The following is a 14,956-nucleotide window of genomic DNA, read 5'->3' on the forward strand; positions in this document are numbered from 1 at the left end:
CCGATCAGGCGTCCGGGTCATTCAGTTCCAGGGCGCCGCGCTTGCTGCGCAGCTTGCCGTAGAAGTGTTCCAGCGCGTGGTTCAGCTTGGTCGCGGCACCATCGACTGCCTGGTCCAGCGAAGTTGCAGTGTGGGTCACCGAGATCGGTTGATGGCCTTTGGGGCGAGCCTCCATCTGGCAGCGTTTGTCATGCGGTCCGGGCTTGGCGCCGTTCTCGTCGCGCAGGTGCACCTCGATGCGGGTGAGGTCGTCTTCGTAACGTTCCAGTGAATTCTGCAGGGTACTGCGGACCCACTGGTCGAGCCGGGCGTTGCCTTCGAAATGGTTGCTGCTGTTGACCTGGATTTGCATGATTCAATCCTTATTCAGCTTGCTCGCATGGAGACGCGCCTAGGCCTTTGAGACCCTTGGAATTTCTGCGTCTCTTGACTCTAAGGTCAGGCAACGGCGAAACGAATTCAAGCCTTTTTTGAAAATAAATTTCTTGTTGCATATGGGGCCACAGTTGACCACGCAGCGCTTAGGCTTTGCTTATGAGAATTGAAATCATTATTATTGAACGCCCGATAACGCCCAACCGTTCGCCATGACGCGTAAAACCGCCAGCCTCCCGATCAGCTATCGCCTGGCCGTGACTTCACGCAGCCTGGCCGCCCTGCTGGGCGGCTACCTGCTGGCGTCGATGGCCAGCGTCTGCATTGCTCTGGTGGCGCCGTTGCCGCAGGTCGATGCCACACTCACAGGCCTGTTGCTGTCATTCGTCTTCTACCTGCTGGCGTTCATCTGGTGCTTCGCCTGCCGTAGCGCTTTGCGCGCCTGGCTGGGTGTGCTGGCGCCAACTGTACTGCTGGGCGTGATCAGCGGGTTGGCCTACTGGATGACAAGCGCATGAAAGAAGGCTTCCGTCAGGCCATGGCCTGGCTGCACACCTGGACCGGCCTGATCTTCGGCTGGCTGTTGTTTGCCATATTCCTCACCGGCACGCTGTCGTACTTCAAGGAAGAGATCACCCACTGGTCCAGGCCGGAAGTGCGTAGTCAGACACTGGATCCGACCCATGCCCTGGAGGTGGCCCAGCGTTACCTGCTGGACCACGCAGGTCATTCGGGAACGTGGTTCATCCGCATGCCCAATGCACGTGAGGCGGGCTTGAATGTGGGCTATCGCGACACCAATGGCGGGCCGCGTGGCTTTGTCAGCCAGACCCTCGATACCCAGACCGGTGAGCCGCTGCAGGCCCGTGACAGCCGCGGTGGCGAATTCTTCTACCGCTTCCATTTCCAGTTGCAGATGCCGCACCCCTATGGCCGCTGGCTGTCGACGTTCTGTGCATTCATCATGTTGCTGGGGCTGGTGACCGGCATCATCACCCACAAGAAGTTCTTCAAGGAGTTCTTCACCTTCCGCCCCGGCAAGGGCCAGCGCTCCTGGCTGGATGGGCACAACGCCATCGGCGTGTTGGTGCTGCCGTTCCACCTGATGATCAGCTACAGCAGCCTGGTGCTGTTCATGTACATGGTCATGCCGGCGGGCATCATGGCCAGCTACGGCAATGACACCGGCAAGTACTTCAACGATCTGTTCGGCCGCAACGAAGCGCCTGCGCCAGCCCATGTCGCCGCACCGCTGGTGCCGTTGGCAGGCCTGTACGCCAGGGTGCAGGCGCTGCAGCCGGGCGCGCGTATCGGCGATATCCAGGTGCAGAATCCGGGCGACCGCAATGCCCGCGTAACTTTCACTCAATCCTCGGCCGACCACGTCGCCTACCGGCGCAGCGCCAACTGGACATTCGATGGCTCCACGGGTGCCCTGCTGAGCCAGGGCAAGCCGGAGAGTGGGGTGATGATGACCGCGTTCAGTTTTGCCGGCCTGCACATGGGCAATTTCGCAGGGCCCTGGTTGCGCTGGCTGTATTTCTTGTTTGGCCTGGCGGGTACCGCGGTGATCGGCACCGGGCTGGTGATGTGGCTGGGCAAGCGTCAGCTAAAGCATGCCGGGACCGAACGCCTGCCGGGCGAGCTGCGCCTGATCGAGGTACTCAACATCGCCAGCATGAGCGGGCTGCTGCTGGCCGTTGCCGGTTTCTTCTGGGCCAACCGCCTGATCCCGCTGGGGGTGCAAGGCCGGGCCGACTGGGAGGTCGATACCTTCTTCATCACCTGGGGGGGGACGCTGGTGCATGCCATGCTGCGCAGTGGGTACCGGGCCTGGGCCGAGCAACTGGCACTGGGCGCGCTGGCTTTTGCCCTGCTGCCGCTGCTCAACGCCCTGACCACCGGCCAAGGCCTGAACCATTCGCTGCCGGCAGGCGACTGGGCCATGGCCGGCTTCGACCTGACGGCGCTGGCGACCGGCCTGTTCCTCGCCTGGCTTGCCGGCAAGCTGTCGCGCAAGCCCGGGGTGGCTGCCAGACGCGCCCGGCACGCAGCCAGAACGCCACCTGCCGAAACGGCGGGGGCAAGCTGATGGCGGGCATTGCGCTGATCACATTCGCAGGCTTGGTTGCCCTGTGCCTGGCCATGCAAAAACATTTCGCCGACTTGTTCGGGCGCAAGCCGCGCCCAGGCCAGCTGCGCCTGTTGCGTAGCGCCGGCTGGTTGCTGTTGCTGGCTGCACTGGTACTGAGCGTGCACCTGCGTGGCTGGGCCCATGGCCTGGTGCAATGGGTCGCGGTGCTGATGGCCGGGGCGACCGTGTGGGTATTCGGCCTGCCATACCTGCCCCGGCTGCTGCTGGGCCTGGCCGCCGCCAGCATGGTGCTGGGGCCGTTGCTTGTCGTGTACGCCGGGTGACCTGATGAGTGAACAGGGCAACATGTTCGAGCCGGACACCGACAACGGCGGTGGGCGTGCGCGTTTCGTCGAGGTGTTCCAGGCCCAGCGCGCGCGTATGGAGGCATTGGTCAGTCGTCGGGTCGGTTGCCGGGCCACGGCATCGGACCTGGTCCAGGAGCTGTTTCTGCGTTTCTGGCGCCGCCCGGTGGTCAAGGTCGAGGCACTGGATACCTATCTGCTGCGTTGCGCCGGCAACCTGGCCATCGACCACTTGCGCAGTGAGGGCAGCCGCGAACGTGTCGTCGAAGCTGCGTTGCCGGTAGATGAAGCCCAGGCGCCGGAGCAGGCCGTGCAGGTCGACCATGACCTGCAGCGCATCGAAGCCGCCTTGCGCGCCTTGCCCGAGCGCACCCGGCAGATCTTCTTGCTCAATCGCATTCACGGGTGCAAGTACGGCGAGATCGCCAAGGCCATGCAACTGTCCCAGAGTGCAGTGGAAAAGCATATGATGCGCGCCCTCGAGGCGTGCAAGGCGAGTGTGGCCGAGCCCGCGTCCATTCCACGCCGGCCAGGGAGCGCCCGTCGATGAGCCATCTACCGCCGATTACCGAGGCGCAGTCCAAGGCTGCACTGCAATGGCTCAGCCGCATCAACGAGCAGCCCGCCCACGCCGATGGGGCCGCGTTCAAACGCTGGCTGCTGAGCCACCCCGCGCACCGTGCAGCCTTCGCCCAGGCGCAGGCGCTGTGGCAGGCCAGCGGCACCGCTGCGGCGCGCCTGGCTGACGAAGAACAGCAAGGCCTGCAGCGCTATCTGGATGCAATGGCCCGGCCAGTGGCCAGGTCGCCGTGGCGGCAGCGCCTCGCCGCACTGGCGGCCTGCCTGGTGCTGGCCGTGGGCATTGCCGGGGGTTGGCAGCCTGGCCTGTGGTTGCAGGACCTGCAGGCTGACTACAGCAGCGCCGGGCAGGTGCGGCAGGTAATGCTGGCTGACCAGTCGCAAGTGACGCTGGATGCGCAGAGCGCAATTGCAGTCGATTTTGTCCGAGGTGAGCGCCGCGTGCGCTTGTTGTATGGCGCGGCATTCTTCCAGGTCACGCATACCGGTGAGCCATTCCTGGTCGAAGCAGCGGGGGGCGAGGTGCGGGTACTCGGTACGCAGTTCGAAGTGCGTGAGCAGGGCGAAGGCGCCCAGGTCACGGTGCGTAGCGGGCGGGTGGCAGTAAGCCCGGCACCGGGAGCCGCGAAGCGCGAACTGACGGCCAACCAGCAGGTGACCTACGCTACAGGCCGGCTGGGTGACCTTGTGACAGTGGATAGCGACACCCGCCTGGCCTGGCGCCAGGGTTGGCTGAATTACTACCAGGTCCCGCTGGCGCAGGTGGTCGAAGACCTGGGGCGCTATTACCCGGGGCGCATCCTGCTGCTCGACGGCGAACTGGGGCAGCGCAAGGTCAGTGGCAGTTTTCCCGCGGCAGAACCGTTGCCGGCGCTGGATTCGCTGGGCAAGGTGATGGGCTTTTCGCGGCAGACTGTGCTGGGACGGTTGACGGTCATCCGATAATCGCCTGTGCCGGCCTCTTCGCGGGAACAGGTAAAAATATTTTCAAATAGCAGGTGAGGTAACAGGTCGTGACATCCGTGTAATGAGTGGAAGTGCGATTCATTCGCAGTCATAACCCTCTCACAGGTCAGCGTCCATGAAGTTCACCCCGCGTTGCGTCCCTCTCTGGCTCAGCCTGTCCGCGCTGCCGGCCCTCGTTTTCGCTCCCCTGGCCTGTGCTGCCGAGCTACAGCAGACGTACGCCTTCGCCCAGCCCGCGCAACCCTTGGCACAAGCGCTCAATGCGTTCAGTCGCACCACTGGCCAGGGCGTGGTCTACACCTTGGAGCTGCCCGGCGGGCAGGCCCCGGCGCTGAACGGCCGGTACAGCGCCGAGCAGGCCCTGCAGCAACTGCTGGGCAGCAGTGGGTTGGCCTGGCGTCGCGTCGACGCGCGCACCTTTACCCTGGAAACGCTGGATACCTCTGGCGCCCTCAGCCTGCAGGCCACCACGGTCACCTCGGAACTGGACGACTACAGCTACCAGCCTCCGGCCAGCGCCTCGATCATGCGCGGGCAGGGTCCGAGCCAGGACATTCCCCAGGCGATCAACGTGGTGCCGGCCCAAGTCATTCGCGACCAGGCCCCGCGCAACCTCGACGACGCCCTGGCCAACGTCAGCGGCATCACCCAGGGCAACAACTTTGGCGGCACCGCCGACACGGTGATGAAGCGTGGTTTCGGTGATAACCGGGATGGATCGATCATGCGCGACGGCATGCCGGTGGTACAGGGCCGCAACCTCAATGCCAGCACCGAGCGGGTCGAAGTGCTCAAGGGCCCGGCGTCGCTGCTGTACGGCATCCAGGACCCGGGCGGGGTAATCAACGTGGTCAGCAAGCGGCCGCAGCTGCAGCAGTACAACGCCCTCAACGTGCGCGGCTCGACCTACGGCAGTGGCAAGAACGGCAGCGGCGGCGGCTTCGACAGTACCGGCGCGCTGGGCGACAGCAACTTTGCCTACCGCCTGATCGTCGACCACGAGGACGAGGACTACTGGCGCAACTACGGCGTGCACCGCGAATCGCTGGTGGCGCCGTCGCTGGCTTGGCTGGGTGAGGACACCCAGGTGGTACTGGCCTACGAGCACCGCGAGTTTCTCTCACCGTTCGATCGGGGCACTGCATTTGGCAACAACGGCCACCCGCTGGACATCCCGGCCACGCGGCGCCTGGATGAGCCATTCAACGACATGGAGGGGCGTTCCGACCTGTACCGGCTGGAGCTCGACCACCAGCTGGCCGATCACTGGAAGCTGCATTTCGGCTACAGCTTCAACCGCGAGACCTACGATGCCAGTCAGGTGCGGGTGACCAAAGTCAATGAAACAAGCGGCACGCTGGCGCGCAGCATCGACGGCACGCATGACGCCATGAGCCGTGACCAGTTCGCCACCCTGAGCCTGGCCGGCAACGTGCAACTGGCAGGCATGCAGAACGACCTGCTGTTCGGCATCGACCATGAGGACCGCAAGATCTTCCGCGGTGACCTGATCCGGCAGAAAGCCCAATCGACCTTCAGCTATGTCAATCCGGTCTATGGCCAGGAAGTGGAGGGCACTACGGTCGGTGCCAAGGAAAGCGACCAGACCGACAAGCTGCGCACCGATGCGCTGTTCGTACAGGACGCGCTGCACCTGGATGAGCACTGGATCCTGGTGGCCGGTGCGCGCTTTCAGCAATACGACCAGTACGCCGGTCGCGGGCGCCCGTTCCAGGTCAACACCGACAGCAACGGCCAGACCTGGGTACCGCACGCGGGTGTGGTGTACAAGGTCGATGAGCAGCTGTCGTTCTATGCCAGCTACAGCGAATCGTTCAAGCCCAACTCGACTATCGCACCGCTGGTCGGCAACGTGGTGCTGGACGGCTCGGTGGCGCCGGAGGAGGGCAAGTCCTGGGAATTGGGGGCCAAGCTCGATATGCCGGGGCGCCTCACCGGCACCCTCGCGCTGTTCGACATCACCAAGCGCAACGTGCTGGTTTCCAGCCTCGACCAAGGCACGGGCGAGACGGTGTACAGCAATGCCGGTGAAGTGGGTTCGCGGGGTATCGAACTGGACCTGACCGGCCAGCTCAGCGAGCGCTGGAGCCTGATCGGCAGCTACGCGTTCACCGATGCTGAAGTGACCAAGGACCCGGAACTCAAGGGCAACCGCCTGCAGAACGTGGCCCGGCACAGTGGTTCGCTGTCGGCGGTGTACGATTACGGCAGCCTGTTTGGCGGCGACCGCTTGCGCCTGGGTGCCGGGGCGCGGTATGTGGGCGAGCGGGCGGGTGACTCGACCAATACCTTCGATCTGCCTTCCTATACAGTGGCCGATGCCTTTGCCAGCTATGAAACCCGGCTCGACGAGCACAAGGTGCTCGTGCAATTGAATGTGAAGAACCTGTTCGACAAGGTGTACTACAGCTCGGCAGTGAACCAGTATTTCGTGGCTATCGGCGATCCGCGGCAGGTAAGCCTGTCCAGCACCTTCGAGTTCTAGACCAGCCTGTGCCGGCGTCTTCGTGGCTTTAGCCGCGAATGGCCGAACGGTATTCACCGGGTGTCGCACCGATCGCCTGGCGGAAGCGGTTGCTGAAATGGCTGGCACTGGCAAACCCGCATAGCAAGGCAATTTCGCCCAGCGGCATCATTCCCAGCCGCAGCAGCTGGCAGGCCCGGTGCAGGCGCCGGGCCAGCAGGTACTGGTGCGGCGGCAGCCCGAAGCTGGCGCGGAACATGCGCGCAAAATGGTATTCGGACAGGTTGCAGCGCACGGCCAGTTCACCCAGGGTAATGGGCTGGTCAAGGTGTGCTTCGATGTAATCGATCATCTGCCGGCGCAGGTTCGGCGCCAGCCCGCCTTTCATGCGCAGGCCATGGCGCAGCCCGACCTGGTTGAGCAGCGCATGGTCGACGATTTCGTGCGCCAGGCTGCTGGCCAGCAAGCGCTCGCCAGGTTCGTCCCAGTCCAGGGTGGTCAGCTGGCGAAAGCGCGCGGCCTGCTGCGGGTCGTCGAGAAAGGTCGCTTCCTGCAGTTGCAGCTCACGCGGTTCGCGGTCGAGCAGGCGCACGCAGCCCAGGGCGAACTGCGTCTCGCTGATGTACAGGTGGGCCAAACGGATAGCGCCATTGACCACCCAGTTCGATTCCTGCCCGGCCGGCATCACGCACAGCTTGTTCGGCGCCCCCTTGTCGGCCGGGCGCTGGCGGCGGAAGGTGCCGGTGCCGTCGGCGATGTAGCACGACAGGGTGTGGTGGCTGGGTGCCTGGTAGTCGCGGGCATCGTCACGGTTGCTCCACAACGCCGCCGCCAGCCCGTCGCCCAGCTGTGCGCTCAGCTCCAGCCGGGCGTTGGGCGAGGCGTGCATGGCGTTGAACACTTGCAGTTGGCTGAATGGCGTCATGGGTTGTTCCTCTTGCAGCCATCCTACTGCGCCTTGGGCAGGCTTACAGCTACCCGTGGGACAAATGCGCAAGTTTGTGCAAGCGCGTGGGTGTTCGACAGGAGAACACTGGAAATGCCTCGGCGAGGGCTGCGCCCTCGATTCGCGGGTGAACCCGCTCCCACAGGGACCGCGCCAGCCTCGAGAGCAGCACGGTCCCTGCGGGAGCGGCTTTAGCCGCGAAGCGCCGGGCACCGATCTTGAAGGCCCAAGGAACCGCCGCCATGAACTTGTCGCTCTATCTGCTTACCGTGCTGATCTGGGGTACTACCTGGATCGCCCTCAAACTTCAGCTGGGCGTGGTCGCCATCCCGGTTTCGATCGTCTACCGCTTCGCCTTGGCCGGGCTGATCCTGTTCGCCTTCCTTTTGCTCACCCGCCGCCTGCAGCCGATGAACCGGCGTGGTCACCAGATCTGCCTGGCCCAGGGCCTGTGCCTTTTTTGCGTCAACTTCATCTGCTTCCTCAGTGCCAGCCAGTGGATCGCCAGCGGCTTGATTGCCGTGGTGTTTTCCACCGCCACGTTGTGGAACGCACTCAACGCACGGATCTTCTTTGCCCAGAAGATTGCCAGCAATGTGCTTGCCGGCGGCGCCTTGGGCTTGTTCGGCCTGGGCCTGTTGTTCTGGCCGGAGCTGTCCCACCACACGGCCAGCCGCGAGACCCTGTATGGTCTTGGCCTGGCTTTGCTCGGCACCTTGTGTTTCTCGGCGGGCAACATGCTCTCGAGCATGCAGCAGAAGGCTGGGCTCAAGCCGCTGACCACCAATGCCTGGGGCATGGTCTACGGCGCAGCGATGCTGGCGCTGTTCTGTGTGATCAGCGGCGTGCCGTTCAGCATGGAGTGGAATGCGCGCTATATCGGCTCGTTGCTGTACCTGGTAATCCCCGGTTCGGTGATCGCCTTCACCGCCTACCTGACCCTGGTCGGGCGCATGGGCCCGGAGCGGGCGGCGTACTGCACGGTGCTGTTCCCGCTGGTGGCGTTGAACGTGTCGGCGGTGGCCGAGGGGTATCAGTGGACGGCGCCTGCCTTGTTGGGGCTGGTGGCGGTGATGGCGGGGAATGTACTGGTGTTTCGCAAGCCCAGGGCCAAGTTCGCCTCTGGGCTGTCGAGAACTGTGTAGGAGCGGCGCCGTGTCAGGCAGGCATCAGCCTTTCCACACCTGCGGGTTCACCAGGTCTCGCGGCCGTTCACCCAGCAGCGCCGCGCGCAGGTTGTCGATTGCCCGGTTGGCCATGGCCTCGCGGGTTTCGGCAGTGGCCGAACCGATGTGCGGCAAGGTCAGTGCATTGGGCTGCTTGAACAGCGGCGAATCGCTCAGCGGCTCTTTCTCATACACGTCCAGGCCCGCACCGCGAATCGTGCCGCTCTGCAGCGCCTCGATCAGCGCCGCCTCGTCCACCACCGGCCCGCGGGCGATGTTGATCAGGAACGCGCTGGGCTTCATCAGTTGCAGCTCGCGGGCACCGATCAGCTTGTGCGTGGCATCGGACAGCGGCACCACGATGCACACGAAGTCTGCTTCGGCCAGCAGTTGCTCCAGGCTGCGGAACTGTGCGTCCAGCTCTTGTTCCAGCGCGGCCTTGCGGCGGTTGCCGCTGTACAGGATCGGCATGTTGAAACCGAAGTGGCCCCGGCGCGCCACGGCTGCGCCGATGTTGCCCAGGCCGACGATGCCCAGGGTCTTGCCATGCACGTCGCTGCCGAAGTACGCCGGGCCCACGGTGGCCTGCCAGTTGCCGGCCTTGGTCCAGGCATCCAGTTCGGCCGTGCGGCGGGCGCAGCCCATGATCAGCGAGAAGCCCAGGTCGGCGGTGCTTTCGGTCAGCACATCCGGGGTGTTGGTCAGGGCGATGCCGCGTTCGTTGAGGTAGTCCAGGTCATAGTTGTCGTAGCCGACCGAAACGCTGGACACCACTTCCAGCCTGGCCGCGCCTTCAAGCTGTGCCCGCCCCAGCTTGCGGCCGACACCGATCAGGCCGTGGGCCTCGGGCAGGGCCTCGTTGAACTGGGCGTTGATGTCGCCCAGCTTGGGGTTGGGCAGGATCACGTTGAAATCTTGCTGCAGGCGCTCGGCCATGGCCGGGGTAATACGGCTGAAGGCCAGGACGGTCTTTTTCATCGGGCAACTTCTCTGCAAGGCGGTGGGGCGGTGGTGGTTTCTTCGCGGGTGGACGCTCCCACCAGGTATTGCACAGGCCTGGAAGGCGGTGGTGTACCTGTGGGAGCGGGTTTACCCGCGAAGAGGCCAGGAATGGTTAGCAACCTACCATTGTCCACCCCTGCAATGCAGCAGCTTTTTAATTGGCGATCAGCACCTGATGCGTTTTCAGGTCGGCCTCGTGCGCCGCGAGGATTTCTGGCAGCGAATTGCGCAGGTACTCGACCCAGGTCTTGATCTTGGCGTCCAGGTACTGCCGTGACGGGTAGATCGCGTACAGGTTCAGCTCCTGCAGGCGGTACTCGGGCAGCACCCGTACCAGGCTGCCATCACGCAGGCCCTCGATGGCCGAATAGATCGGCAGTACGCCCACACCCATGCCGCTGCGAATCGCGGTTTTCATGGCATCGGCGGTATTGACCATGAACGGCGAGCTGGTGATGTTGACCATCTCTTGGCCTTCCGGGCCGTCGAACAGCCACTTTTCCAGCGGGATCACCGGGCTGACCATGCGCAGGCAGGCATGCTTGAGCAGGTCGGCGGGCTTGTGCGGTATGCCGTGGCGGGCAATGTAGGTGGGCGAGGCGCAGACGATGCTGTAGGTGATGCCCAGGCGCTGCGACACGAACCCTGAGTCGGGCAGTTCGGTGGCCAGCACGATGGACACGTCATAGCCCTCGTCGAGCAGGTCGGGCACGCGGTTGGCCATGGTCAGGTCGAAGGTCACGTCCGGATGCGATTCGCGGTAGCGGGCGATGGCATCGACCACGAAGTGCTGGCCGACCCCGGTCATCGAGTGCACCTTCAGTTGCCCGGCGGGGCGCGCATGAGCGTCACTGGCCTCGGCCTCGGCTTCTTCCACGTAGGTAAGAATCTGTTCGCAACGCATCAGGTAGCGCTTGCCGGCTTCGGTCAGCGCAATGCGACGGGTCGTACGGTTTAGCAGCCTGGTTTGCAGATGGGCTTCCAGGTTGGAAACCGCCCGCGACACGTTCGCGGTGGTCGTATCCAGCTGCCCGGCGGCAGCGGTAAAGCTGCCCAGTTGGGCGACGCAACTGAAAGCACGCATGTTTTGCAGGGTGTCCATGGGTCACTCTCGATGTAGAGGACAAAATTGTGTCACGAAGTAACGAAAAAAAGATGAAAAGTTGCCTTCGACCAAAGGCGGATTATCGCTGTTTCGGTAACAAAGATTCGCAGGAATCCACGCTTATCGCCAGTGCTGCCGCCCCCTAGAATTGCCCGGCCCTATCACCTCTTCCTCGGGAATTCGCAGCTGTGCCGCGTCGCATCATCAGAACGCTCAGTGCGTTCAGTGCCTGTGCCCTTGCCCTCACCTTGAGCGGCTGTATCGGAACCTGGGGCATAGCCCCGCAAAGCAAGACGCTGCAAGCCAATACCCTGACCACCGACGCGGCCATACGCGAAGCCGCGAGCGACGCCCACTGGCCCGACCAGCAATGGTGGCAGGCCTATGGCGACCCTCAATTGGACCGCTGGATTGACTTGGCCGTGGCCGGCAGCCCGAGCCTGGCCATGGCGGCGGCGCGGGTGCGGGAAGCCAAGGCCATGGCCGGCGTGGTCGAGTCGGCCGAGAAGCTCCAGGCCAATGGCCAGGCCACGCTCAAGCGCCACAACTGGCCTGAGGACCAGTTCTATGGCCCTGGCGCGCTGTCCGGCGCCAACACCTGGGACAACAACGCTGCCATTGGCTTCAGCTACGCCCTCGACCTATGGGGCCGCGAACGCAATGCCAGCGAGCAGGCCGTGGACCAGGCGCACGTGAGCGTGGCCGAAGCCCGCCAGGCGCAGCTGGAGTTGCAGAGCAACGTGGTACGCGCCTATATCCAGCTGAGCCTGCACTTCGCCGAGCGCGATATCGTCAAGGCCGAACTGCAACAGCAGGAGCAGATTCTGGCCCTGGCCAAGCGCCGCCTGGATGCTGGCATCGGCACCCATTTCGAAGTCAGCCAGGCCGAAGCGCCACTGCCGGAAACCCACCGCCAGCTCGACAGCCTCAATGAACAGATTGCCCTGACCCGTAACCAGCTGGCCGCCCTGGCCGGCAAGGGCCCGGGGGAGGGTGCGCAATTGCAGCGCCCGACCCTGGCCTTGGCGGCGCCGCTGAAACTGCCGTCGAACCTGCCGGCCGAGCTGGTCGGCCAGCGTCCCGATGTGGTCGCCAGCCGCTGGCAGGTGGCCGCCCAGGCGCGTGGCATCGATGTCGCCCACGCCGGCTTCTTCCCCAACGTCGATCTGGTCGGCAGCCTGGGCTTCATGGCCACAGGCGGTGGTCCGCTGGAGTTCCTCACCGGGCGCAAATTCAACTACAACGTCGGCCCGGCCATCAGCCTGCCGATCTTCGACGGTGGCCGCCTGCGCTCGCAGCTGGGTGTGGCCTCGGCAGGCTACGACGTGGCTGTGGCGCGCTATAACCAGACCGTGGTCGGTGCGCTGAAAGACATCTCCGACCAGCTGATCCGCCGCGAGTCGATGCAGCAGCAGTCGCACTTTGCCGCCGAGTCGGTCGCGGCTGCGCAAAAGACCTACGACATTGCCATGGTCGCCTTCCAGCGCGGGCTCACCGACTACCTCAACGTGCTCAACGCGCAAACCTTGCTGTTCCGCCAGCAGCAGGTGCAGCAGCAGGTGCAGGCCGCGCGCCTGATTGCCCATGCCGGGCTGGTCACCGCCCTGGGTGGTGGCTTGCAGGCTGGCCATGACGTGCCCCCGGAGCAGCGCCAGGCGGCACCGAAAACCCCGGCCAGCCTGGCCATTTTCGACAAGCAGCCGGACAGCGCCGAATGAGCACCTTCAGTTTGCCCATGCGCTGGCTGCAGAGCCTGGAATGGCGCCGGGGCTTCTTTGCCTGGGCGCGCACCGACGGTGTGACCTGGGTGTACATCTTCAAGGTGCTGACCGCTGCGTTCATCACCCTGTGGCTGGCCATGCGTCTGGAACTGCCACAACCGCGCACGGCGATGATCACCGTGTTCATCGTGATGCAGCCGCAAAGCGGGCATGTGTTCGCCAAGAGCTTCTACCGGGTACTGGGCACCTTGGCCGGCTCGGCGATGATGGTGGCGCTGATCGCCATCTTTCCGCAGAACACCGAGCTGTTCCTGCCCAGCCTGGCCGTGTGGGTAGGCCTGTGCTCGGCCGGTGCCATGCGCTACCGCACCTTCCGCGCCTATGGCTTCGTGCTGGCCGGCTACACCGCAGCGATGATCGGCCTGCCGGTGCTGCAACACCCTGACCAGGCATTCATGGCAGCAGTGTGGCGGGTGTTGGAAATCGCCCTGGGCATCCTGGTGTCGACTTTCGTCAGCGCGGCGATCCTGCCGCAGTCCGCCAGTGCCGCCATGCGCAACGCCCTGTACCAGCGTTTTGGCGTATTCGCCGGGGTAGTGGTCGAGGCCTTGCGCGGCGACAGCCAGCGCGACCGCTTCGAGAGCAGCAACGTGCGTTTCGTAGCCGAGGCAGTGGGCCTTGAGAGCCTGCGCAACGTCACTGCGTTCGAAGACCCGCACATGCGCCGACGTTCTGGCCGGCTGGTGCGCATGAACAGCGAGTTCATGGCCATCACCACCCGCTTCAATGCCCTGCACCGGTTGCTGGAGCGCCTGCGTGCGCGGGGTCCACAGCAGATCGTCAGCGCCATCGAGCCGGGCCTGAACACCCTGGTGGAGTTGCTGCAACCCTATGTCGGCCGGGCGCTGACCGATGCCGACGCGTTGCGCCTGACGCTGGAACTGGCGGCCTACAAGGAAGGCCTGCAGGCGCAGGTGCGCAGCTTGCGCGCCGACTACCTGGCGACCGAGCCGAGCGAGGCCGACCTGCTCGATTTCCACACGGCCTTCGAGCTGCTCTACCGCTTCGTCGACGAGATGTACAGCTACGCCGAGACGCACGCCTCGCTGGCTGCGCACCAGCACGAACGTGAACAGTGGGACGAGCCCTATGTGGCGCAGACCAGCTGGCTGGTATCGCTGGCCGCCGGCCTGCGTGCCTCGGCGGTGCTATTGCTGCTGGGCAGTTACTGGCTGCTCAGCGACTGGCCCAGCGGCGCCATGATGACCCTGATCGCCACGGTTACCGTCGGCCTGTCGGCGGCTTCGCCCAACCCCAAGCGCATGTCGTTCCAGATGGCCTGCGGTACGGCGATTGGCGCCTTCGTCGGCTTCTTCGAAACCTTCTTCGTGTTCCCCTGGATCGACGGTTTCCCGCTGTTGTGCATGGTGCTGGCGCCGGTATTGGTGCTGGGCGCCTTCCTTTCGTCACGCCCGGCCTATGCCGGCTATGGCATCGGCCTGCTGGTGTTCTTCGCCATCGGCTCGGTGCCGAACAACCTGACCGTGTATGACCCGTACAGCTTCATCAACGACTACATCGGCATGGTCATCGGCATGTTCGTCTGTGCTGCGGCCGGGGCAATCATCCTGCCGCCCAACAGCCGCTGGCTGTGGAGCCGCCTGGAGCAGGAATTGCGCGAGCAGGTGCTGTTCGCCATCAGCGGTCGCCTGCGCGGCCTGGGCTCGGCCTTCGAAAGCCGCACCCGCGACCTGCTGCACCAGGCTTATGGCCTGGCTGCTGGCAAGCCGCAGGTACAGAGCCAACTGATGGGCTGGATGTTCACGGTGCTGGAGATCGGCCACGCAGTCATCGAGCTGCGCAAGGAGCAGGCCCGTGCGCCGGTGCACCCGGCCTACGCCGAGTCGCAGCCCTGGCGCCAGGCCATCCGCGTCATGGGCCGCGCCCTGGCTCGGCTGTTCCTGCAGCCCAGCGCCAGCAACCACGAACGCGCCCTGGTAGCGGTGGACCACGCCATTGCCCGCGTACAGGCCACCGACGAGCCGTTCGCCCGGCACTTCGACACCTCGGTACTGCGCCGCGCGCAAAGCTACCTGCACTTCATCCGTTCATCCCTGCTCGACCCACAGTCGCCATTGGCACCGGCGAAAGGACTGCACCGTGCTCCGTGAA

13 protein-coding genes are annotated in these 14,956 nt (G+C 64.5%); 9 read left to right on the forward strand and 4 right to left on the reverse strand.

The annotated features are described in order from the left end of the window. Nucleotides 1-4 precede the first annotated feature (4 nt). Nucleotides 5-352 carry an HPF/RaiA family ribosome-associated protein gene (locus B4L76_RS03480; protein WP_170032556.1) on the reverse strand — a complete coding sequence of 116 codons (348 nt, stop codon included), beginning with the start codon at nucleotides 350-352 and terminating at the stop codon, nucleotides 5-7. A gap of 235 nt (nucleotides 353-587) precedes the next feature. Here B4L76_RS03480 and B4L76_RS03485 point away from each other — a divergent pair, with 235 nt between their 5' ends. The 6 genes from B4L76_RS03485 (at nucleotide 588) to B4L76_RS03510 (ending at nucleotide 6,865) form a co-directional block, all read left to right on the forward strand. Next, on the forward strand, nucleotides 588-893 hold the full coding sequence (locus B4L76_RS03485) for a DUF3649 domain-containing protein (RefSeq protein ID WP_296230536.1): 306 nt from the start codon (nucleotides 588-590) through the stop codon (nucleotides 891-893). Then, a complete protein-coding gene (locus tag B4L76_RS03490; protein WP_296230537.1) occupies nucleotides 890-2,467 on the forward strand; it encodes a PepSY-associated TM helix domain-containing protein in 1,578 nt (525 codons plus the stop codon). The genes B4L76_RS03485 and B4L76_RS03490 overlap by 4 nt, the downstream gene beginning before the upstream one ends. After that, nucleotides 2,467-2,793: a DUF3325 domain-containing protein gene (locus B4L76_RS03495; RefSeq protein WP_296230538.1), complete on the forward strand. Its 327-nt coding sequence runs from the start codon at nucleotides 2,467-2,469 to the stop codon at nucleotides 2,791-2,793. The genes B4L76_RS03490 and B4L76_RS03495 overlap by 1 nt, the downstream gene beginning before the upstream one ends. A gap of 4 nt (nucleotides 2,794-2,797) precedes the next feature. Then, complete coding sequence (locus B4L76_RS03500; protein WP_296230539.1) at nucleotides 2,798-3,364, forward strand: RNA polymerase sigma factor; 567 nt, start codon at nucleotides 2,798-2,800, stop codon at nucleotides 3,362-3,364. Further along, nucleotides 3,361-4,338: a FecR family protein gene (locus tag B4L76_RS03505; RefSeq protein WP_296230540.1), complete on the forward strand. Its 978-nt coding sequence runs from the start codon at nucleotides 3,361-3,363 to the stop codon at nucleotides 4,336-4,338. The genes B4L76_RS03500 and B4L76_RS03505 overlap by 4 nt, the downstream gene beginning before the upstream one ends. A gap of 136 nt (nucleotides 4,339-4,474) precedes the next feature. Further along, nucleotides 4,475-6,865 (forward strand): TonB-dependent siderophore receptor, encoded by a 2,391-nt coding sequence (locus B4L76_RS03510; RefSeq protein WP_296230541.1) that lies wholly within the window; start codon nucleotides 4,475-4,477, stop codon nucleotides 6,863-6,865. Nucleotides 6,866-6,893: 28 nt separating this feature from the next. Here the strand turns inward: B4L76_RS03510 and B4L76_RS03515 are convergent, their stop codons facing one another. Further along, nucleotides 6,894-7,769: a helix-turn-helix domain-containing protein gene (locus B4L76_RS03515; RefSeq protein WP_296230542.1), complete on the reverse strand. Its 876-nt coding sequence runs from the start codon at nucleotides 7,767-7,769 to the stop codon at nucleotides 6,894-6,896. A gap of 263 nt (nucleotides 7,770-8,032) precedes the next feature. On the opposite strand from B4L76_RS03515, the gene B4L76_RS03520 reads away from it, so the two are divergent. Continuing rightward, nucleotides 8,033-8,935, forward strand: coding sequence for a DMT family transporter (locus B4L76_RS03520; RefSeq protein ID WP_296230543.1), 903 nt, complete (start codon nucleotides 8,033-8,035; stop codon nucleotides 8,933-8,935). A gap of 24 nt (nucleotides 8,936-8,959) precedes the next feature. Here B4L76_RS03520 and B4L76_RS03525 read toward each other — a convergent pair whose 3' ends face one another. Both B4L76_RS03525 and B4L76_RS03530 read right to left on the reverse strand, forming a co-directional pair. Then, entirely contained in the window at nucleotides 8,960-9,934 is a 975-nt protein-coding gene (locus B4L76_RS03525) for a 2-hydroxyacid dehydrogenase (protein WP_296230544.1), read from the reverse strand. Nucleotides 9,935-10,112: 178 nt separating this feature from the next. Beyond that, nucleotides 10,113-11,060: a LysR family transcriptional regulator gene (locus B4L76_RS03530; RefSeq protein ID WP_296230545.1), complete on the reverse strand. Its 948-nt coding sequence runs from the start codon at nucleotides 11,058-11,060 to the stop codon at nucleotides 10,113-10,115. A gap of 191 nt (nucleotides 11,061-11,251) precedes the next feature. Here B4L76_RS03530 and B4L76_RS03535 point away from each other — a divergent pair, with 191 nt between their 5' ends. Next, entirely contained in the window at nucleotides 11,252-12,781 is a 1,530-nt protein-coding gene (locus B4L76_RS03535; RefSeq protein ID WP_296230546.1) for an efflux transporter outer membrane subunit, read from the forward strand. Beyond that, nucleotides 12,778-14,955: an FUSC family protein gene (locus B4L76_RS03540; protein WP_296230547.1), complete on the forward strand. Its 2,178-nt coding sequence runs from the start codon at nucleotides 12,778-12,780 to the stop codon at nucleotides 14,953-14,955. Before B4L76_RS03535 ends, B4L76_RS03540 begins: the two co-directional genes overlap by 4 nt. Nucleotide 14,956 lies beyond the last annotated feature (1 nt).

Source organism: Pseudomonas sp. UBA4617, assembly GCF_002386445.1.
GTDB lineage: Bacteria > Pseudomonadota > Gammaproteobacteria > Pseudomonadales > Pseudomonadaceae > Aquipseudomonas.